The sequence below is a fragment of the Halomonas sp. SH5A2 genome (genome assembly GCF_014263395.1).
Taxonomy (GTDB): Bacteria; Pseudomonadota; Gammaproteobacteria; order Pseudomonadales; family Halomonadaceae; genus Vreelandella.
Map to the genome: position 1 here is coordinate 3,734,216 of NZ_CP058321.1, position 20,919 is coordinate 3,755,134.

Here is a 20,919-nt window from a genome sequence, read left to right on the forward strand (position 1 = left end):
CCCTTACGGGGCTTTTACGAGACTCTTTTCAAGGCGCTTACAGCTTGCTTTCCAGCTCCGGGAGGATCTCGAACAGATCGCCCACCAGGCCATAATCCGCGACCTGGAAGATCGGCGCTTCGTCGTCTTTATTGATCGCAACGATCACCTTGGAGTCTTTCATGCCCGCCAGGTGCTGAATGGCACCGGAGATGCCCACGGCGATATACAGATCCGGGGCAACGATCTTGCCGGTCTGGCCGACCTGCATATCGTTGGGGACAAAGCCGGCATCAACTGCGGCGCGGGAGGCACCAATCGCCGCCCCCAGCTTGTCGGCAATGCCGTCGAGCAGCTTGAAGTTCTCGCCATTGCCCATGCCGCGACCGCCAGAGATGACGACCTTGGCACCGCCAAGCTCCGGGCGGTCCGACTCGGCCAGTTCCTGTTTGACGAAACTGGACTGGGCGTTGTCGACCACGGTATCAACGGCTTCGATGGGGGCGCTGCCGCCGTCGCCCACGGCATCGAAGCCGGTGGTACGCACGGTGATGACTTTCAGCGCGTCGTCGCTCTTGACGGTCGCAATGGCGTTACCGGCGTAAATCGGGCGCTTGAAGGTGTCAGCGCTATCCACGGCGAGAACATCAGAAAGCTGGCTGACATCTTTCAAGGCCGCCAGGCGCGGTAGCACGTTTTTGCCGGTGGTGGAGGCGCTGGCCAGCACGTGGGTGTAGCCATCAACCAGTTCGACCAGCAGCGCGCCCATGGGCTCAGCGAGCTGGTGGGCGTAAACGGCGTTATCCGCGACGCGCACTTTACTCACGCCGTCGAGCTTGGCGGCAGCCTCGGCCGCGGCTTTGACGCCTTCACCGGCGACAAGAACGTCGATATCGCCACCAATGGCTTTAGCCGCCGCCACGACGTGGGCCGTGGCCCCGGCCAGTTGGCCTTCGTGCAAGTCGGCAAGTACCAAAATGCTCATAAAATCAGCTCCTTTCAAAGCGCTTGTCTCGAAGAACTTGTCTCAAAGTACGGGGGGTAAAGAACCGACCTTAAAGAACCTTGGCTTCGTTTTTCAGTTTGTCGATCAACTCGTCGACCGAGGCCACTTTGATACCGCCCTTGCGTTCGGCGGGGGATTCGACTTTCACCAGGCTCACCTTGGAGGCCACCTCGACACCGTAATCGGCGGGGGTCTTCACGTCCATGGGCTTTTTCTTGGCTTTCATGATATCCGGCAGCTTGGCATAGCGCGGCTCGTTAAGGCGCAAGTCGGTCGTGACAATCGCTGGCAGCGTCAACGCAATCGTCTGCAGGCCACCATCGATTTCCCGCGTCACGTGAATCTTGTCACCGTCGACGGCTACCTCTGACGCAAAGGTGCCCTGGGGCAGGTTGGTCAACGCGGCGAGCATCTGGCCGGTCTGGTTATTGTCGGTGTCGATGGCCTGCTTGCCGAGGATGACCATGCCCGGCTGCTCTTCATCGACCACCTTGGCCAGCAGCTTGGCCACCGCCAGTGATTCGGCGCGCTCGTCAGTCTCGATATGAATGGCGCGATCTGCCCCCAGCGCAAGCGCAGTGCGCAGCTGTTCCTGGGCCGCTTTGGGGCCGACCGTCACAGCGACCACTTCCGTGGCGACGCCCTTCTCTTTCAGACGTACCGCTTCTTCCACGGCAATTTCGCAGAAGGGGTTCATGGCCATTTTGACGTTGGTCAGGTCGACGTCGGAGTGGTCCGCTTTAACGCGGATTTTGACGTTGTAGTCGATGACGCGTTTCACCGCGACGAGAATTTTCATAAGGCGTGCTCCAAATGCTTAGCTAATCAATCCAATTAATTCCGCATAGCAAAATATTATTTCACTTTATAAAATATACATTAAAAAAACGCCGAACAAAGGTCAAGCGCTTCCTTGTGCTAGCACTCTCTTAAAAAGGAGACCAGAGAAACCATGCTGCTAACAGCGGAATCGAGGTTACCAAAAAGCGACCGTTCCAGCGGTAGCCAATCTTAGTGGCGGGTACGCCGGTAAATCGGGATAGGATCAACATTGATGCCGTCATTGGCGACGACATTAGCGCCAGCGCCCAACCTACCATCAGCGATGCGCCAACGAGGGGTGGCGTCAGTCCTTCGATACCCAATTGCGGCAGCAGCCCCACCAGTAGTGTGACCGTCACAATAGGATTAACGCCTACCTGGGCAAGCCCAACGACCATTAGCATGGCCAGCACAGCATTAAAGGCACCCAACTGGTTTAACACTGTTAACAGCGGTGCCAACTGCTGAGTATCGACTAGCCCAACGCATAAATGCCCTAAATAACCCGCCGCCCCCAACACCACAATTTCATTAGCACTGGGCGACAGCAGCCATGGCAGCTGGCGATGCACAGCCGTTATGGCCGCAGGTAGCCCGCCATAGCCGAGCCTGCGCCGCTGCCAGGCAAGCCATAGAAGTGCCCCTGTGGGCGCGCCCAGCAACGCGGCAATAGGTAGCCGTAAATCAAGCAGCCAGGCAATAGAAAACACCAGTGCGACAATACCGATAAGCAACAGGCTAAACTGCGCCAGCGGTCGTAACGAAGGCGTTGTTGCCTGGGCTTTATTGGCAGGCGGGTGCGGCCCCGTTAGGTAATCCACCGTCCAACCGGCTAGAAAAATCAGCGCTGCGGCGCCCAAAATATATGGTGCTAGCTCAAGCCAAGTAATTTGGGGCAGGCTCGATAGCACCACCGCCACCCCAATGCCCATGGGCGAAATCAGCGGCGCCAGGGAAAAACCACGCAGTAGCGCTAGCATCATGCGCCGCTGGCGCGCCTCACGCACCCAGGCACGTCCTTGCGCGGCACCTAGTGTATTGCTCTTTTCGATCATGGCGGCGAACAGATTAAGCACGCCGATATTGAGAATGATGCCAAACAGCGCCGAGCCTGATGATAAAATCGGGTAACGGCGGCTGGGTGGTTGAAGCAGCATGCTCTGCCCGCAGCGGCGCACCAAGCGGGAACGATAGGCAGGTAAGCGCAGCATACTCAGCGCCACCACAAAGGTGGCAAAAAAAGCAAAACGCCCGCTGGCCTCAAACAGCAGCGAGCCAGGATTCGGCGAACGCCATAGCGCAAGTAAAGACAGTAACCCTGCGACCAGCAATAACCCTTTGGCCATTCGGGTTAGCTGGCCGCCAAGCGTCGCTAAATAGAGCAGCAGCGCGGCAACACCAACAGCCTGCGAAAACAGGCTGCCGATCACCAAATGAAATAACGTTGCCAGGGTAACCAGCAGTAACAGCGAGACCCGCAGGCGGGCTAGGCTCACTCAGAACAATCCTCGGGAAGTCCTTCAGGCGATTCGCTGCCGCTACGACGGCGAAACGATCCCTCGCCCATCGCCACTAGATTGCCCTTTTCGTCGGTGATCTCACCGCTGGTCATATAGGTTTTTTGCCCACCACCGCGCAGGATTCCCGTTGCCCGCAGCACACCTTGCCGAGCGGGGCCCACAAACGTGGTCGTCAGCGACAGCGTCATCCCCCTGCGAATATTGCCCGGCACATCACAGTGCAGGCCTGCCAGGCTCAGGGCGCTATCCAACATCGAGGCCAGCACGCCACCGTGCACATTGCCACTGCGGTTCAGGTGCTTGGGCTCAATGGTGAGTTCAACCACGGTGCGATCTTGGCGCCATTCAACCACCTGCATACCCAGCAGTTCGTGATAGCCCATCAGTGCGTGTCGGGAAGTATCCGACTGGCTCATGAGGCGCTCTCCTGCTGCGCCAAGTCACGCAGCCGCCCCTTGAGAATTTTGCCACTGGCGGTGGAAGGCAGCGTATCCATTAAAACAATTTGAGTGGGTCGCTTGTAAGGCGCCAGCCGCTCAGCGATAAACGCCTTAAGCTCCGCCAGATCTACCTCAACGCCAGGCTCGCATTGCACAAATGCCACGACTTCTTCGTTTCCGGCGATCTGGCGCCCTACCACAGCGGTTAGCGTGACTGCCGGGTGCTCGTTGATCACTGCTTCCACGTCAGGTGGGTAGATATTGAAGCCCGAGCGGATTATCAGCTCTTTGCTACGTCCAACGATATACAGTTGATCATCATGATCGAGCTTGGCAATGTCGCCGGTATTGAGCCAACCATCTTCGGTCAGGGTTGCACGGGTAGCTTCCGGTTGGCGAAAGTAGCCTTTCATTATGTTGGGGCCGCGCACCCACAGTTCACCCACTTCTTCGCCAGGCTGCTCGGAAGTGCCACTATCGTTCAGAGGCTCCAGACGATACTCCAGCAGGGGGAGCACGCGGCCAACGGTGCTGTTGGCATGGCGATCATCAATGCGGGTTTGGCTGATGGTGGGACTCGCCTCGGTTAATCCGTAGCCATTGTGTAGCGTCAGACCAAAGGCTGCTTCCACACGCACTTTGGTATCGCTGTCTAACGGCGAACCACCCGCAGACATGTAAATCAGCTCAGGCGCTTCCAGGGTGCGCTGCTCGCGTTTCAAGAACTCTAACGCCCGGGCATACATCGCGGGCACGCCCTGGAGCACGGTAATACGCTCCTGTTTTAGCGTATCTAACATATGCGCGGCATCAAAACGCGGCACGGTATACAGGCAGGCACCGTTATACAGCGATCCCATGCACACAGAAGAGAGACCAAACACATGAGACATGGGCAGTACGCCATATACTCGCTGCCCTTCGCTTAAATGGCGCATGCCACCGGAGATCGAGGCAATATATAGAATGCCGCGATGGGTCAGCATGACCCCTTTAGGCGTGCCTGTGGTGCCCGAGGTGTAGATCATTGCTGCCACCTGCTCGCGACCGCTGGCGTAGATAGGCTCTGGTTCGCTGTCGTACAGCGATGAAATCGCAAGCCCACCCAACTGAGGGTGCTGGTAGCGGTCGGCGGCGTGGCGCTCGGCGTGCTGGCACGCCTCTGGTGATGCATCGCAAGTGTAGAACACTCGCCGAGGCAGGCAGTTGCCCTGAATCAGATCGACTTCCTGGGCAGATAACCGCGAATTCACAATCGCCACCCAGACATTCATCTCGCTGGCGGCGAGCAGCAGCACGACCAGGGCGCGGCAGTTTTCGCTTACCGTCATAATCCGGTCGCCTGGGCGAATATCCAACCTACTTAACCAATCACAGGCGGCGTGTATTTCTTCACCCAGCTCTGCATAGCTCAAGCGTATGTTGCCATCCACTATAGCGGGTCGATCGCCAAGGCGCTGAGCATTTTCAAGCACGCGGGTGCTGAGTCGTTCGGGAAGCTCAGCCACCAGCTCGCTGGCGAGGCGCCCAAAAATATTCTCGTCCGGTGCTTGGTAAGGTAACGACAAAGCCATTAGGACGCCTCCCGCACCATATTCCGGGCAATCACGATTTGCTGAATTTGGGTCGTGCCTTCGTAAATGCGGAATAGCCGCACATCACGGTAGAAGCGCTCAACGGCGTACTCAGACATATAGCCCGCGCCGCCGTGAACCTGCACCGCGCGATCGGCCACTCGCCCTACCATCTCAGCGCAGAACAGTTTGCAGCAGGAGGCCAGCGTCGAAACGTTTTCGTTATCATCTTTACGGCGCGCGGCATCCATCACCATGGTCTTGCCTGCATAGGCTTCGGTTTTACTATCCGCCAGCATGGCTTGAATCAATTGGTGTTCGGCAAGGGCAGCACCAAACTGTTTGCGTTCCATGGTGTAGCGCAATGACTCTTCGACCAAACGCTCAGCCACACCGACACAGACGGCAGAGATATGCAGCCGCCCGCGATCCAGCACCTTCATAGCGGTTTTAAAGCCCTGCCCCTCTTTACCACCAATAATGTTTTCGGCGGGTACCCGGCAGTTATCGAAAATAATATCGCAGGTGTGGGCGCCCTTCTGGCCCATCTTGTTATCTGCCGGGCCGCGCACTAAACCCGGGGTATCGCCTTCAACAATAAATGCTGATATACCACCTGCGCCTTTATTATTAGGATCAGTGCGCGCCATAACGGTAAAAAGATCAGCTTCGGGGCCGTTGGTGATATAGCGTTTGGTGCCATTCAAAATATAGTGATCACCGTCGCGCACCGCCGTCGTCCGCAGGCTGGCCGCATCGGAGCCTGAATCGGGCTCGGTCAAACAGAACGAGCTGAGGATCTCCCCCGTTGCCAAACGCGGCACATATTTAGCTTTCTGCTCGTCGGTGCCGTCAATCAAAATACCTTGGGCTCCAATACCGTTGTTAGTGCCAAATACCGAGCGAAAAGCGGGCGACGTTTTGCCAATCTCCATCGCCACTAACGCCTCCTCTTCCATCGTCAACCCCAGTCCGCCGTACTCTTCAGGAATCGATAGCCCAAAAAGCCCCATCTCTTTCATTTCCGATAGAATTTCCGGCGGCACAGCATCCTCTTCTGCCAGTCTCGCCTCATTGGGGATGAGGCGCTCACGGACAAAACGGCCGATGGTATCGACAAGCTGATTGATTAATTCGGGATCTCGGATCATGACGGCTCCTGGTGGCAACGGTTTTTATGATTAGTGTTAGCGCTGAGCGTGGACAGTACGCATGTTCTGCATAGCAAAACTATAGTCCACTATTCTTGTCAGGCACTTTTGCATAGCCTAGGATGACAGTCAATAATTGGAATTATATTTTGCAATGCAGAATCAAAACACCAAATAGTACCCATTTGCAGAGAGGACTTAGCGCATGGCTAGCGAATCAACACCTTCCCCTTTTAACACGCTTGGTATCGTCGGCACCGGCGCTATGGGCCGTGGCATCGCGCAGCTGGCTGCTCAGGCAGGTCTAGACGTCATGCTGTTCGACGTTAAAGAGGGTGCCGTACAAGAAGCTAAAAACTTTATTAATGGCCTATGGCAGAGAAGTGCCGAAAAGCAGCGCATTAGTGAGGACCAGGCTCAGCAGTACAGTGAACGGTTGATCGAAGCAAGCGAACTCGCCGCGCTGGCCCCTTGCGACATAATCATCGAAGCGATTGTTGAGAAGCTAGAGGCCAAGCAGGGTCTGTTCAGCGACTTAGAAGACATCATCAGCCAACAAGCGGTATTAGCGACCAATACATCATCGCTATCTGTCACAGCGATTGCCGCCGCCTGCCAGCACCCGGAGCGGGTTATCGGCTTTCACTTCTTTAACCCCGTACCGCTGATGAAAATTGCTGAGGTTATCCCTGGCCTTCGAACCTCAGACGAGGTTACCCAGCGGGTAAATACCTTAGGCGCAGCCATGGGCCACTTTACCGCTCAGGCGACCGATACGCCGGGGTTCCTGGTCAACCACGCCGGGCGCGCCTTCGGTACCGAAGCGCTGCGCATTTTAGGAGAAAGTGTCACCGACCCGGCCACTATCGATCGTATTATGGTCGATCAAGGCGGATTCAGGATGGGCCCTTTTACCCTGCTAGATTTGACCGGGCTCGATGTTTCCCACGCGGTGATGGAATCGGTTTACCAACAGTTTTATGAAGAGCCACGCTTTCGTCCGTCACCGTTAACGCGGCAACGTTTGGCCGCGGGCTTGCTGGGGCGAAAAACCAGCGAAGGCTTTTACAACTATATAGAAGGCAAACAGCAAATGCCGGATGAGCCTACCATCGCTGCGGTGTCGCCTTGCCCGGTGTGGATCAGTCAAGACGACCCCGAATCTGCTGAGGCTCTCGCTGGGCTGGTCAAAACGGCAGGCTGGCCATTAGAAACCGGCACTCAGCCCACTGAACAAGCGCTTTGCCTGCTGACGCCTTTTGGTGAAGATGCCACCAGCTGTGCGCTGCGCCAGACGTTAGACGCCCAACAGTGCGTGGCCGTGGATATGCTCGCGGGGCTTGATAACCGCCGCAGCCTAATGACGACACCGCTGACCCAAGACACGTTTATTCAAGCAGCACAGAGCCTTCTCAATCACGACGGCACGGCGGTGAGCACCCTCCAGGACAGCAACGGTTTTGTTCTTCAGCGTATTACTGCCTGCATCGTTAATGTCGGCGCCGATATTGCCCAGCAGAGCGTTGCTGAACCCGCGACTATCGACCGTGCGGTTGAGCTTGGCCTGGGCTACCCGTTTGGTCCCTTGGGCATGGGCGACCACTACGGCGCTTCACGCATTATGACGATACTCAATAACTTGCTTGAGGCCACCGGCGACCCCCGTTATCGCCCCAGCCCGTGGCTGCGCCGCCGCGCCGCGCTACAAGTATCGCTAACCACCGCTTAACGTCTACACCAATAACAAGGAGCACCATCATGCAAGACGCCTATATTTACGACGGCATCCGTACCCCCTTTGGTCGCCACGGCGGCAACTTAGCGGCCATTCGGCCGGATGAACTGCTGGGCCTGACCCTCAAAACGTTGGTAGCCCGCAACCCTTTCGCGCCAGAGAGTTACGAAGAGGTGCTGGCAGGCTGTACCAACCAGGCAGGCGAGGACTCTCGTAACGTGGCCCGCCACGGGGCGCTACTCGCTGGCCTTCCCATTGAAGTCGCCGGGCAAACCGTCAACCGTCTCTGCGGCAGTGGCTTGGCAGCGATGATGGACGCCGCCCGTGCAGCACGGTTGGGCGAAGGCGAGCTGTTTTTAGCCGGTGGCGTAGAATCGATGTCCCGTGCACCCTACGTACTTGGCAAAGCGGACTCCCCATTCGCCCGTAATCAGCCGATGTACGATACGGTGATCGGTTCACGCTTTCCCAACCCCTGGATTGCCAAGGAGTACGGCAGCCACAGCATGCCGGAAACCGCCGATAACATTGCCCACGACCTCAATATTGGCCGTGATGCCAGCGATTCATTTGCCGCTCGCTCCCAGGCACGCTATGCAAAATCGCTTGCCGCCGGTTTCTACGACGGTGAAATATTTGGCGTTGAAGTGCCCCAAGGGCGCAAACAGCCGCCACTGCTGGTAGATAAGGACGAACACCCACGTCCACAAAGCACTGAAGATAAGCTTGCCAAGCTAGGTACACTATTTGAGGGTGGCGTGGTGACCGCTGGCAACGCCTCGGGCCTTAACGACGGCGCCGCTGCCATGATTGTGGGCACCCAGGCGGCCGGCGAGCGTGTGGGGCTAACGCCGCGTGCTCGAATCGTGGCGAGTGCCGTAGCCGGGGTAGCGCCACGGGTGATGGGCTTGGGCCCGGTACCCGCTTCGCAAAAGGCGCTTGCGCGTGCAGGACTGACCCTTGAACAAATGGACGTGATCGAAATTAATGAAGCATTTGCCGTACAGGTACTCGGCTGCGTGCAGCAGTTAGGGCTTTCCTCTGACGACTCGCGGTTAAACGTTAATGGCGGCGCGATTGCCATCGGCCACCCCTTAGGGGCCTCCGGCGCACGCTTGGCGCTGACGGCCCTACGCCAACTTGAAACCAGTGGCGGCCGCTATGCGCTGGTTACTATGTGCATTGGGGTTGGTCAGGGTATCGCGACGGTGATTGAGCGCCTAGATCAATAAACCACGTTCGTCGCGCATGCGACTTTCAATATGCATGCGCGGCAGGCTATTAAAGAGTTACCAAAGCGTTAATGAGGACTTGTATCGTACTGAAGTAAATATGCGATACTTGCTCTATTATTTATTAGATAATCGAGACGCTTGATGGAACCTAACGACATCGCTGACGAAGGATCACTTCCAAGTAAGGATCGAAATTTTGTCACCGCTCTCGCCCGAGGGTTGGAATTATTACGCGCCTTTGGCAGTGGCGAAGAATATCTAGGGAATGCAGAACTTTCCAATAGAACCGGTGTTCCTCGACCCACTGTGTCAAGGTTAACATACACGCTTACTCAATTAGGCTACTTGCAGCATAATACCCACCTAGAAAAATACCGCCTCGGCCCCGGCATACTCGCTTTGGGTTATCGATATCTTGCTAATATGGGAATTCGTGAAATTGCTCGTCCCCATCTGCAGAAGCTAGCCGACGCTACTGACTGTAATGTAAGCCTAGGCAGTGCTGATCGTAACGATATGGTTTACTTGGAAACCTGCCACGGCCATGGTCCACTAGTTATTCGCCTGAATATCGGCTCACGATTACCTATCGCCACTTCCGCAATTGGCCGCGCATGGTTATGTGGACTTTCTAACGAAAGATGCCAACAGGTATTACAAGAGTTGGAAGCATTTTATGGTTCAGAGTGGCCCCGATATAAAGCAGGCATTGATAAAAGCATGAAAGACTATGCAGAATATGGTTTTTGTCTATCAGAACAAGATTGGCAGCAAGATATTAGTGCCGTAGCCATGCCTTTGATTTTAGAAAATGGTGGTGAAGTGATGGCGATCAACTGTGGTGGTGCCAGTTTACGCCTTGACCATAAAAGACTCGTTAACAATTTGGGTCCGAGGTTGAAAGAGATCGCCCTTAATATTAAAAACGAGCTGGAACCAAGACATCGCTAAGCAATTGATTTTAAACACATTATTTAACAAAAAACACTGTCGATGTTACGGTGATTTTCAACCCAGTTGTCCAAATAGCTGCCTCTAAGCAGCCTGTTTATTACGCTCGACTTCCTGCAGCTTGCCAGGGTTGAGCGCTACCGAACCGGGTACTTCCCAGTTTCGTGTGTTGCCTGACCAGCGCTGTGGATGTCGGCGCTTAGCTCTTTCATAAACCGCTTTGCGATGCTCAAGACGTTCTCGGTCGGCACCTTGATGCCGATCAGCGGGCGTCACGTACCGAATGCCACTGTGCAGGTGCTGTTCGTTGTAAGCGCGTTCGAACGTCAGCATCCAGTCACGTACCGCGTTCAGCGATGCAAAGCCCTTTGTGGGCCACGCTGGACAATACTTGACGGTGCGGAACAACGCTTCCGAGTAAGGGTTGTCATTGCTCACTCTCGGTCGACTGTAAGACATCAACATCCCCAGCTCTGTTAACCTCGCTTTAAGCGTATAAGACGTCATCGGTGCGCCGTTATCCGAGTGCAGCACTGGAGGCTGGTGCCAGCAGCCTTCGCGCAATAAAGCGCGTTCCAGCAGGTGTTTCGCTAACTCGCCTGATTCCGCCTCGTGGACTTCCCAGGCGATGATTTTGCGACTGTAGATATCCATGATCAGATAGAGATACCAGTGCTGGCCACGCACAACGGAAGAGCAATAGCTGATGTCCCAGCACCAGACTTGGTTGGGTCCGGTTGCTGTGAAGCTCGTCGGCTCAGGCACTGGGCGGCGTGGCTTCATTCGCCCTCGATGGTGCTGCTGTTGGTGCTTTTTCAGTACCCGGTAAAACGACGACTCGGAAGCCAAGTAGACCCCTTGATCTGCCAGTAACGGCACGATCTGAGACGGTGGCAGGCTCTGATACTCGGAGCGATTGCAGGCACTCAAAATAGCCTGTTCCTCCTCGTGAGTCAGTTGATGCGGCTGACTGCCTTGTACCGCGTGTGGGCGCTGATCCTCAGCCACCGCGCCACACCCAGAACGCCAGCGTTTCAGCGTGCGCTCGCTCACGTCTATCATCGCCGCTGCTTGATAACGGGAAGCGCCCCCGGTGACCGCTTCATCAAACAACGTAATGAGCCTTGCACGTTCCTCAAGAGGCGTCAGTCGTCCTCGCCGCTGTTCGGGTCTTCGCCGTACAAGGCGTCGAGCTTTTTTGAGAGCACCAGTAACGATGTCGTTTCCGCTAGGGCTCTGTCTTTGCGACGCACTTCCGCTTTGAGCTGTTTGATCGTCTTACGGTCTTGTTTACGCTGCTTTTGTGCCGTTTTTTGCTGGTCTTCTTGTTGGCCAGCGCCCTGGAGACAAGCGGCTTTCCACTGTTGGATCTGCTCGGGATACAGGCCTTTTTCGCGGCAGTAAGCACCAAGCTCTGTTTCTGACAGGGTGGCGGTTTCGATGACCACGGCAAGCTTGGCGTCAGGCGACCACTCGTTGTCGCTTTGGGTGTAACCCGGCACAGGCACTCCTTTTTCTCGACACTGTTTTAACCAACTATACAGCGTCGCGTCAGAGATGCCTTCTTCAGTGGCGACAGATACCACACTGCGATTATGGGGTGGCAACAACTTTTTCAGTACAACAGCTTTACGCTCTTTAGAATAACGTGGCACACGCGCTCCATGCCGCTCCCTCTGGATTTGATTTAGGCGATATCGCCAACCGGACAACTAGGCTGACAGAGGGGGGTTATGTGACCCCCCTTACATAGCGTTGTGATGGAGCTACTCACTCGTCGCTAAGTGCTTCGTACGATCCTGTGATCGTTGCACTTTGGATAGGGTAGATCCAGTTTCCTAAACTAGTCCCGGCAACGTAGCCCTTCAGCAACTAATAAGCCATACGCAAAAATGCAGGAGCTGGCGAGATGATAGAGCCTTGCCAGTTGCGACTCTCGTAGTGTTATATCTCAAAATTTAGAGAGATTAACTGCTTTAGACATTGTGTCGATTCTGTGATGCAGCGACTTTGCCAGATGAAAAAATAATATCGTCCGCTTTTTTCGCAACTCGAATGGCTTCAGGTAAACGATCAACAAGGCTATGCCATTTCAGACCAAGAGATGATAGGGCGTGCGCTCCACGGCGGCACCCACCTTCGATGCGAACGGCGAACTGCTGGGCGCCACCAATGTCAGCACCAACGCCGCACGCGTGGAACTGGAAACTCTGCTGCGCGACTACCTGCCGGTACTGCAGAGAAAAAGTTATCAAATCCGCTCCCTGTTACATTAATAGCCTGGTCAAGGCACATTTTATCTATAATTAGGTGGCAAGAATTGCCTTTAGCGCCGCTTGGTATCCCTGCGTCCCAAGCCCCGCAATGACGCCATCTGCACGCAACGATACATAGGAGTGATGGCGGAAGCTTTCTCGCTTGTGGACATTTGAAATATGCACCTCAATCACCTTGCCTTCGAAGGCATTAAGCGCATCCAGGATAGCGACAGAGGTATGCGTATAGGCCGCAGGATTTATGATGATGGCCAGCGTTCCATCCAGACGAGCCGCATGAATGGCGTCGATCAGCTCGCCTTCGTGATTGCTCTGAAAACAGTTAATAGCCCAGCCGGCGATGCGCGCTTTTTCACGCAGCGCGTTATTCACATCATCCAGTGTCTCGTACCCATAAACGTCTGGTTCACGCGCCCCTAATAGATTTAGGTTCGGCCCATGAAGCACCGTAACTTTTGGCTGGCTCATTCATTAATATCCTCTTTTAGCGACACACTGTCTCCCGCTCAACGCAATTGCGCAAGTGCCTGCTCAAGCGATGCCTGCTGACGTTGTGCGTAGAGTGCGACTTCATCAATCACCGGTACACCCAAAGCCTGCTCGAACTGTTGCTGGTTGGCATCGCGAGCGTAGCCGCTATGTCCTTTATCGCCCAGGTTCGACTGAAAAATGCCCGCCGCGCTGACCGGCAGAAAATCCTCGTAAATCATCGGGGAGATCGTTAATGCCCCCTGCTCCAGTAACGCTTCCACATCGCCTGCGTCGACAGGTTCGTCTAACTTCGCGCCGGGCGCGGCGTGGTAGTGAAAAAAAGCCAAGTCGTCGCGGCGCAGGGTAGCGTCATCATCCGGGAAGGCTTCAAACACCGACGATAAATGAGCCTGGTGAGCGTCGTTATCTGCGACCGTCGCGCTTTTGGCCTCGCCCAGCAGGCGGTCATACAGTGCCCGCCCTTTGTGCGTCAGCGCAATGCCGCGCTGCTCAATTTCGCCAAAGCGTGCGGTGTGATGCCCCTGGGCCGCGTCGGCAAACGAAATCGGCTCTTCCAGCGCTTTGAAGCTGGTTTGGCGCAGCAGAATCGGGCAGCGCCGCCGGGGCGGTCCTTCGATGATAGCTTTGGGGTCAATACCCACCTGGGGCATACGCCGCTGCACTTCGTCGATATCCAGCGTACGCGGCGTTAGATGGTTGATATGCGGCCCTTTGAAGCACACCACATCGGCGATCAGTCGATGCTCCTGCTGCAAGCGCTGATAGGTGGCTAAGTCGACCGTGGCCTGCTCATGCCAGCGAAACGTTTCCAGCGCTTGATGGACAAACTGCTCGGCCTGATCAGCGTTGAGCCCACCCTGACGTTCAAAACGCTCTATCAGGGCTTCCGCCTGCGGGGTGACAATACGGCGAGCCTCGAGAATCTCGCTGGCCTGTTGACGCAGCTCAGGGTCGTCAATCAGTTCCAGGCGCAGCAGCGAGGTGAACACCCGGAAGGGATTGCGCGAAAGCGCCGCATCGTCGACCGGGCGAAACGCCGTGGAATGGACCGGCACACCGGCGGCGGCCAGGTCGTAGTAGCCTACGGGCTGCATCCCCATCACGGCGAACATGCGGCGCAGCAGGGCTAATTCCTCCGCGGTGCCGACACGAATCGCCCCGTGACGCTCCACGTCGAGGCGATCCAGGGCATTATGGGCGGCAAGCGTCTCACGTAGGGCGGGAGACGCCGACAGCACCTCTTCATTCACTGCCGCGACCAACGACAGCAGGGCACTGTATTGGGGCACTTCCTGCTGGTACATGGCCGACATGGCCTTGGAAAACTGGTCGCGAATGTCGTCGCTGGTAACGTGAGCTGCGCTCATCGTGCGCTCCTTGATCATAAAGCCTGGGGTGATAGTAACGCGCTTGAGATGCCGACAATTGCATATTTTCTGCCCATAGCTTCATCAAAATACCACCCGAGCCTGTCAGGAGCTCCCACAAGCGTTGGCGGCGTCACTTGTCCGGCTGTTACATTAACGGCCATGTTCCTTGAGACTGACTTCACACCATGACGTGCCCGCTCTATATCGGCTTGCCCATGTGGTCCAACCAGGATTGGTCGGGCACGCTCTATCCGCGTTACGCCAAAACCGACCTGCTCAGCGATTATGCGGCAGTGTTTTCCAGCGTCGAGGGCAATACCACGTTTTACAGCGGTGCGCCCAAGCCGGAAACGGTCGCGGGCTGGGCACGCCAGGCACCTGCCCATTTTCGTTTTTGCTTCAAACTCCCTGCAAGCGTTACCCACGACCAGCGGCTGACACGCCTGGACGAGGCCTGGTCCTTTTTAGCAGCCCTCGCCCCGCTTCACGACCGATTGGGGCCCACCATGGTTCAGTTGCCTCGCGATTTTGGCCCTGATGAACTCCCCCAGTTGGAAGCGCTGCTGGCGGGCTGGCCCGTACATTTACCCTGCGCGGTAGAAGTGCGCCACCCTGATTTTTTCCACAAGGGCGCGGCCGAGAAAGCCCTTAACCGCCTGTTGATAACTTATCGGGCTAACCGCGTGATGCTCGACGTGCGTCCGCTGTTCTCGACCCCGGCAAACGACCACCCGGGCCTGGCCCACGCCCAGCAAGAAAAGCCGAAACTCCCATTACACGTGCTTTCAACAGCGAATCACCCTGTGATTCGCTTTATTGGCCATATTGACAAAACGATTAATGTTGGCTACTTCAATGCCTGGAAGGCACGCCTAAACCTGTGGATAAATCAGGGGAAAACCCCTTTCTTATTTGTGCATACCGCGGATAATCGGGAATCGCCCGCACTCGCCCGTCTGTTCTATAACGACCTTCAGGATATAACGCCCCTGCCGCCGCTCGGCCCGTTTGCCAACGAAAAGCAGAGCCAACTGTTTTAACCTGGTTTTTTAGCAGTGCTTACTGGCATGCAATGCACTGATCGGATAAATTGCGCATACTTTCGAAAAACGACGTTGGCAATTTTCTGCCAGTCCTTTTTTTCGAATAACGGTGCAACGCGCCGACAACGACTTATTACAATCAATTAATCAACGGGTGATGTATGGCAAAACTTGCACATGCACAGTGGTCGTCCAAGATGGCCTTTGTGCTGGCAGCTGCCGGTTCGGCAGTTGGCCTAGGCAATATTTGGCGCTTCTCTTATTTGGTCGGCGAAAGCGGTGGTGCAGCCTTCGTACTGGTCTACCTTGCTTGCGTGGCATTGGTCGGCGTACCCATTCTGCTTTCCGAATGGATGATCGGCCGACGCGGGCAGAAAAATCCCATCGACAGCATGAAAGAACTGGCCAGCCAAAGCGGTAAGTCGAAAGGGTGGGCGCTGGTCGGTATCAGCGGCGTACTCGCCGGCTTCCTGATCCTATCTTTCTACAGCGTGATTGGTGGCTGGTCGCTCAACTATACGCTGAGCTCAGTCATGGGCACCTTCAGCGGCCAGGATGCCGACAGCATTGGCGCTATCTTTAACAGCATGCTGGCAAGCCCAGGTACGCTGCTGCTCTGGCACAGCGCCTTTATGCTACTGGTCATCGGTATCGTTGCCCGTGGCGTGACCAAAGGGCTTGAGAGCGCCGTGCGCTCGCTAATGCCTGCGCTGGTTATTTTAATGCTGATTCTGGTGGGTTACGGGATGACCACCGGTCACTTCGGTGAAACCCTGGCGTTCATGTTCAGCCCCGACTGGAGCGCGCTGAATGGCGGCGTGGTGCTTGCGGCCATGGGCCAGGCGTTCTTCACGCTGTCGCTGGGCATGGGCATCATGATGGCCTATGGCTCGTACCTGGGCGAAGACGTCAACCTGCTGAGCACGGCGCGCACGGTCATCATTATTGATACCGCCATCGCGTTGCTGGCCGGCTTGGCGATTTTCCCCATTGTCTTTGCCAATGGCTTGAGCGCTGGCGAAGGCCCGGGACTGATCTTCGTCACCCTGCCTATCGCGTTCGGCAACATCACCGGCGGCGTCATTCTGGGGCTGATGTTCTTCCTGTTACTGACCTTTGCCGCACTGACCTCGGCAATTTCGTTGCTCGAGCCCACTGTCGAGATGCTGGAAGAGCGCACCTCGCTGTCGCGCGTTCCGGCAACCCTGGTCAGCGGTATTGTCGTGTGGCTATTGGGTGTTGCAGCGCTGCTGTCGTTCAACCTGTGGTCGGATGTCTTGTTCTTCGGGCTGAACATCTTCGACTTGCTGGATACCTTCACCGCGAAGATTCTGCTACCGCTCACCGGTCTCGGTGCCGTGGTATTTGTCGCGTGGTGCCTGGATCGCAAGAGCGTCGAGCAGGAACTGGCGCTGGGCGCAACAGGACTCAGCGTATGGAACATCGTCGCGCGCTTTATCGCGCCGATAGGCGTTATCGTGGTGTTCCTCGCCGGTATTCTTTAAGTCGGGTCAACTTGGCTCTGCGCCTAGCAGAGCCAAGCGCCTATAAGCATGCTTTAAACGGCGAGGCCTCGCGTTAGGCACCGCCATTGTGCAACTTTCTCAGTTCCGTCTCAGTGCAATTCGCTCTCTTGCCGTTCGTCTTCGTCCGGCAGGGGCGCGATATCCCGCGATAGCGCTTGAAACTCCCGATGCAGTTCGATCCCCCGACGCGCGCGCAGATTGCGTTGTGCGGCACTACGCCGGCGCTGGGCGTGTTCGTCCACTTCCATACTCATGAAAATATCGAGCAGTTCGCTCTTGACCGAGGTGATGCGTTCGACATTGCGCATGATCGACGTTCCTCCAGGTGAATATGCCTGCGTCCACCTGCATCCGTGACGACTGTTAGATGATGCAGTGCGGCACTTCAGTTTTTACTATAACCTACTTGACAAAATGATGACGAATCTTAAAAAAACGGCTAAACGCCCTATAAACGCTAAAGGACCACCACCGAATAGTGTGTGGCCCTAACTACCCATTGAGGCATACTGTGATCATTCAGCATGCAAGCTGCGCGAAACATAACGATGAGCGAACAAATGGAAACGATCGTTTTAAACGTAAGCACATTCGCGTATTCTTGAATACTTGCTGGCTGAACACACAAGGAGCTGAACGTGAGTCGCGCCCTGTTCGATGAAATGAGACGCCGCATGGAGCACTTCCGCCGCTCCGAGCAGAAAGTGGCGCGGTTTGTACTGCGCAATCCAGAAGAAGTGATCCATATGCGGATCGTCGACCTCGCCACCGAGGCGAAAGTCAGCGAGCCAACCGTGGTGCGCTTCTGCCGTGCCTTGGGCTGCAATGGCTTCCAGGATTTTAAACTTCAGCTCGCCCAGATGCTGGCCACCGGCAGCCAGTTTGCCCAGTTCTCGATGAACGATAGCGATTCCGTCGCCGAGTTCTCGCACAGCATTTTCGATTCGACGGTGGGCACCCTGCTGTCGGTTAGGGATCGCCTGGATAACGATGCCCTGGGCCGCGCGGTCAATGCCCTGGCGATGGCCAATCGCGTGGAGTTTTACGGCTTTGGCGCGTCGGGTGCGGTGGCCTTTGATGCCCAGCACAAGTTTTTCCGTTTGCAGATTTCCACCTCGGCCTATGCCGACCCCCACATGCAGAACATGTCGGCGGTAACCCTCAAGGAAGGCGATGTCGTCGTCGCCATTTCCCAAACGGGGCGTACCAAGGCGCTGGTCGCCAGCGTACGCTTGGCGCGGGAAGCGGGTGCAACGGTGATTGGCCTGTGCCCCAGCGACTCACCGCTGGCGGAAGAGGTGACCCTGCCGCTGTATATTGATGTGCACGAAGACACCGAAATCTACACGCCGATGAGTTCGCGCATCGCCCACCTGGTACTGGTCGACGTGCTCGCGGTGGGCGTGGCCAAAACCCGCGGCCCGAAACTCGCCGAGCAGCTCAAGTCCGTGAAGAAGAGCCTTAACTCGCTGCGTTTCCCTGAAGACTCGTGAACACCGAGTTATCGTTTTGGCTGTGCTAGACTGACGGCCCATTTTTCGACCCGGCAGCGGCTTATATGGACGACGTCACGGCGATACTCGATCAGCTTAACTCCGACCAGCGCGAAGCGGTCAGCGCCCCTCAAGGCAACCTGTTGGTACTGGCGGGCGCGGGCTCGGGCAAAACCCGCGTGCTGGTGCACCGTATCGCCTGGCTGATGCAGGCCGAGGGCCTGTCGCCCTACGCGCTGCTGGCCGTGACCTTTACCAACAAGGCCGCGCGTGAAATGCGCACCCGTCTGGAAGCGCTGCTGGGGCTGTCTTTGCGCCATGTATGGGTGGGCACCTTCCACTCGATTGCCCATCGCCTGCTGCGCACCCACTGGCAGGATGCGCGGCTGCCGCAGCACTTTCAGATTATCGACGCCGACGACCAGCTACGCCTGGTAAAACGCCTGCTGAAAGACTACTCCATCGACGACGAACGCTACCCGCCGCGTCAGGTACAGCATTTTATATCCGGCTGTAAGGAAGAAGGCCTGCGCCCCCACCAGGTCAATGTGGACGGCGATGCCTACATGGGCCAGATGGTCGAGCTCTACGAGCGCTACCAGCTGACCTGCGAACGCGGTGGCCTGGTCGATTTCGGTGAGTTGCTGCTCAGAAGCCTGGAGCTACTGCGCGATAACCCGCCGCTGTTGAAGCACTACCAGGAGCGCTTTGGCCATGTGCTGGTGGATGAGTTTCAAGACACCAATACGCTGCAATACGCCTGGCTAAAACTGCTGACCGGCATGCAAACGCCGATGACCGCCGTCGGTGATGACGATCAGTCGATCTACGGCTGGCGAGGTGCCAAGGTCGAAAATATCAGCCGCTTTGAGAAGGAGTTCCCGCAAACTCATACCGTACGGCTCGAGCAGAACTATCGCTCTACCAGCGCGATTCTGGAAGCTGCCAATACGCTGATCAGCCACAACAGCGAACGGATGGGCAAAAACCTGTGGACCGACGGCATCGAAGGCGAGCCGATCTCGATCTACGCCGGGTTTAACGACCTGGAAGAAGCCCGTTATATCGTCGATACCATCAAAGAGAAGGTCGATGAAGGCCTCAACCGCCGTGATATGGCGATTCTCTACCGTTCCAACGCCCAGTCACGGCTGCTGGAAGAGACATTGATACGCCAGGGCATGCCCTACCGTATCTACGGCGGCCACCGCTTCTATGAACGACTGGAAATCAAAAACGCCCTGGCCTACCTGCGCCTGTTGCTCAACCGCGACGACGACGCTTCCCTGGAGCGGGTGATCAACGTGCCCACCCGCGGCATTGGTACCCGCACGGTGGAAATCGTCCGCCTGCGCGCCCGCGAACAGAACATTCCGCTGTGGCAGGCGCTGCACGACGCGATACACGACGGCACGCTGAAAGGCCGCGCGGGCAACGCGGTGCAGGCGTTTGCCAACCTGATCGAGCAGTTGGATAACGACGCTGCCGGGCTGCCCCTGCACGACATCATCGACCACGTGACCACCAAAACGGGCCTGATCGAGCATCACAAAAGCGAACGCGGCGAAAAGGGCCAAGCACGGGTCGAAAACCTCGAAGAGCTGGTCAATGCTGCCCGGGCCTTCACCCACGGCGATGCCTTCGAAACCCCGGAAGCCGGTGAGGGCATGGCGGCACTGGAAACGTTTCTCTCGGAAGCCGCCCTCAATGCCGGCGATCACGAGGCCGAAGAGTTTGAAGACAGCGTGCAGCTGATGACGCTGCACTCGGCGAAGGGCCTAGAGTTCCCCGTGGTGTTTATTGCCGGCGTCGAGGAAGGGCTGTTTCCGCACAAGATGTCGCTGGAGGAGCCGGGCAGGCTCGAGGAAGAGCGTCGGCTGTGTTACGTCGGCGTGACCCGCGCGATGCAGAAGCTTTACCTCACCCACGCCGAGACCCGCCGCCTGCATGGCAAAGAGGTGTTTCCGCGCCCCTCGCGCTTTCTGCGCGAACTGCCCCCGCACCTGCTTGAAGAAGTCCGCCTGCGCGGGCATATTTCCCGCCCGGTCACCGCGTCGCGCTCCTCCTTTACCCAGCAAAGCGTCGAGGGCAGCGACGACCTGCCCAGCCTGCACGTTGGCCAAGGGGTAGAACACCCGGTCTTCGGTGAAGGGATCATCCTTAACGCGGAAGGTGAAGGTGCCCGCGCCCGTGTCCAGGTCAGCTTTGAAGGCGAGGGCGTCAAATGGCTGGTGTTAGGCTTTGCCAAGCTAACGCCGCTTTAAACGACCCGCGACTCATCACTTACGCATCTTTGCTTGCGCACC

Annotated in this window: 18 protein-coding genes; 8 read left to right on the forward strand and 10 right to left on the reverse strand. The window is 56.6% G+C overall.

All coding sequences use genetic code 11. The features are described 5' to 3' along the window. Positions 1-37 precede the first annotated feature (37 nt). From HXW73_RS17200 to HXW73_RS17225, 6 genes are all read right to left on the reverse strand, one after another. The gene (locus HXW73_RS17200) at positions 38-964 is read right to left on the reverse strand and encodes an electron transfer flavoprotein subunit alpha/FixB family protein (protein ID WP_186254242.1); all 927 of its coding nucleotides are present in this window, start codon (positions 962-964) and stop codon (positions 38-40) included. A 70-nt stretch (positions 965-1,034) separates the two neighbouring features. Next, a complete protein-coding gene (locus HXW73_RS17205; protein WP_186254243.1) occupies positions 1,035-1,784 on the reverse strand; it encodes an electron transfer flavoprotein subunit beta/FixA family protein in 750 nt (249 codons plus the stop codon). 130 nt (positions 1,785-1,914) lie between these two features. After that, the gene (locus HXW73_RS17210; protein ID WP_186254244.1) at positions 1,915-3,303 is read right to left on the reverse strand and encodes a hypothetical protein; all 1,389 of its coding nucleotides are present in this window, start codon (positions 3,301-3,303) and stop codon (positions 1,915-1,917) included. Continuing rightward, entirely contained in the window at positions 3,300-3,743 is a 444-nt protein-coding gene (locus HXW73_RS17215; protein ID WP_186254245.1) for a PaaI family thioesterase, read from the reverse strand. Before HXW73_RS17215 ends, HXW73_RS17210 begins: the two co-directional genes overlap by 4 nt. Beyond that, on the reverse strand, positions 3,740-5,341 hold the full coding sequence (locus tag HXW73_RS17220) for a class I adenylate-forming enzyme family protein (protein ID WP_186254246.1): 1,602 nt from the start codon (positions 5,339-5,341) through the stop codon (positions 3,740-3,742). The genes HXW73_RS17215 and HXW73_RS17220 overlap by 4 nt, the downstream gene beginning before the upstream one ends. Further along, on the reverse strand, positions 5,341-6,492 hold the full coding sequence (locus HXW73_RS17225) for an acyl-CoA dehydrogenase family protein (protein ID WP_186254247.1): 1,152 nt from the start codon (positions 6,490-6,492) through the stop codon (positions 5,341-5,343). Before HXW73_RS17225 ends, HXW73_RS17220 begins: the two co-directional genes overlap by 1 nt. Positions 6,493-6,697: 205 nt before the next feature. Here HXW73_RS17225 and HXW73_RS17230 point away from each other — a divergent pair, with 205 nt between their 5' ends. The 3 genes from HXW73_RS17230 (at position 6,698) to HXW73_RS17240 (ending at position 10,413) form a co-directional block, all read left to right on the forward strand. Beyond that, complete coding sequence (locus tag HXW73_RS17230) at positions 6,698-8,221, forward strand: 3-hydroxyacyl-CoA dehydrogenase (RefSeq protein ID WP_186254248.1); 1,524 nt, start codon at positions 6,698-6,700, stop codon at positions 8,219-8,221. Positions 8,222-8,250: 29 nt separating this feature from the next. Further along, positions 8,251-9,459 (forward strand): 3-oxoadipyl-CoA thiolase, encoded by a 1,209-nt coding sequence (locus tag HXW73_RS17235; RefSeq protein WP_186254249.1) that lies wholly within the window; start codon positions 8,251-8,253, stop codon positions 9,457-9,459. Between the two features lie 144 nt (positions 9,460-9,603). Next, positions 9,604-10,413, forward strand: coding sequence for an IclR family transcriptional regulator (locus HXW73_RS17240; protein ID WP_186254250.1), 810 nt, complete (start codon positions 9,604-9,606; stop codon positions 10,411-10,413). A gap of 84 nt (positions 10,414-10,497) precedes the next feature. Here HXW73_RS17240 and HXW73_RS17245 read toward each other — a convergent pair. Further along, a protein-coding gene (locus HXW73_RS17245) for an IS3 family transposase (protein ID WP_446718989.1) occupies positions 10,498-12,068 on the reverse strand; the annotation gives its coding sequence in 2 pieces (ribosomal slippage) (positions 10,498-11,615 and positions 11,615-12,068; 1,572 coding nt in all). 459 nt (positions 12,069-12,527) lie between these two features. Between HXW73_RS17245 and HXW73_RS17250 the strand changes: the two genes are divergently transcribed. Further along, entirely contained in the window at positions 12,528-12,689 is a 162-nt protein-coding gene (locus tag HXW73_RS17250) for an IclR family transcriptional regulator C-terminal domain-containing protein (RefSeq protein WP_222105016.1), read from the forward strand. Positions 12,690-12,719: 30 nt separating this feature from the next. Here the strand turns inward: HXW73_RS17250 and aroQ are convergent, their stop codons facing one another. Next, on the reverse strand, positions 12,720-13,157 hold the full coding sequence (gene aroQ / locus HXW73_RS17255) for a type II 3-dehydroquinate dehydratase (protein WP_186254251.1): 438 nt from the start codon (positions 13,155-13,157) through the stop codon (positions 12,720-12,722). A 38-nt stretch (positions 13,158-13,195) separates the two neighbouring features. Beyond that, on the reverse strand, positions 13,196-14,548 hold the full coding sequence (gene hglS / locus HXW73_RS17260) for a 2-oxoadipate dioxygenase/decarboxylase HglS (RefSeq protein WP_186254252.1): 1,353 nt from the start codon (positions 14,546-14,548) through the stop codon (positions 13,196-13,198). A 188-nt stretch (positions 14,549-14,736) separates the two neighbouring features. Here hglS and HXW73_RS17265 point away from each other — a divergent pair, with 188 nt between their 5' ends. After that, on the forward strand, positions 14,737-15,591 hold the full coding sequence (locus HXW73_RS17265) for a DUF72 domain-containing protein (protein WP_186254253.1): 855 nt from the start codon (positions 14,737-14,739) through the stop codon (positions 15,589-15,591). Positions 15,592-15,755: 164 nt separating this feature from the next. Further along, the gene (locus tag HXW73_RS17270) at positions 15,756-17,099 is read left to right on the forward strand and encodes a sodium-dependent transporter (RefSeq protein WP_186254254.1); all 1,344 of its coding nucleotides are present in this window, start codon (positions 15,756-15,758) and stop codon (positions 17,097-17,099) included. A 110-nt stretch (positions 17,100-17,209) separates the two neighbouring features. On the opposite strand, the gene HXW73_RS17275 is transcribed toward HXW73_RS17270, so the two are convergent. Beyond that, positions 17,210-17,428 (reverse strand): PA3496 family putative envelope integrity protein, encoded by a 219-nt coding sequence (locus HXW73_RS17275; RefSeq protein WP_092824842.1) that lies wholly within the window; start codon positions 17,426-17,428, stop codon positions 17,210-17,212. A 330-nt stretch (positions 17,429-17,758) separates the two neighbouring features. Here HXW73_RS17275 and hexR point away from each other — a divergent pair, with 330 nt between their 5' ends. Next, entirely contained in the window at positions 17,759-18,613 is an 855-nt protein-coding gene (gene hexR / locus HXW73_RS17280; RefSeq protein WP_066316464.1) for a transcriptional regulator HexR, read from the forward strand. Between the two features lie 65 nt (positions 18,614-18,678). After that, positions 18,679-20,877 (forward strand): DNA helicase II, encoded by a 2,199-nt coding sequence (uvrD, locus tag HXW73_RS17285; RefSeq protein WP_186254255.1) that lies wholly within the window; start codon positions 18,679-18,681, stop codon positions 20,875-20,877. The last annotated feature ends 42 nt before the right edge of the window (positions 20,878-20,919 follow it).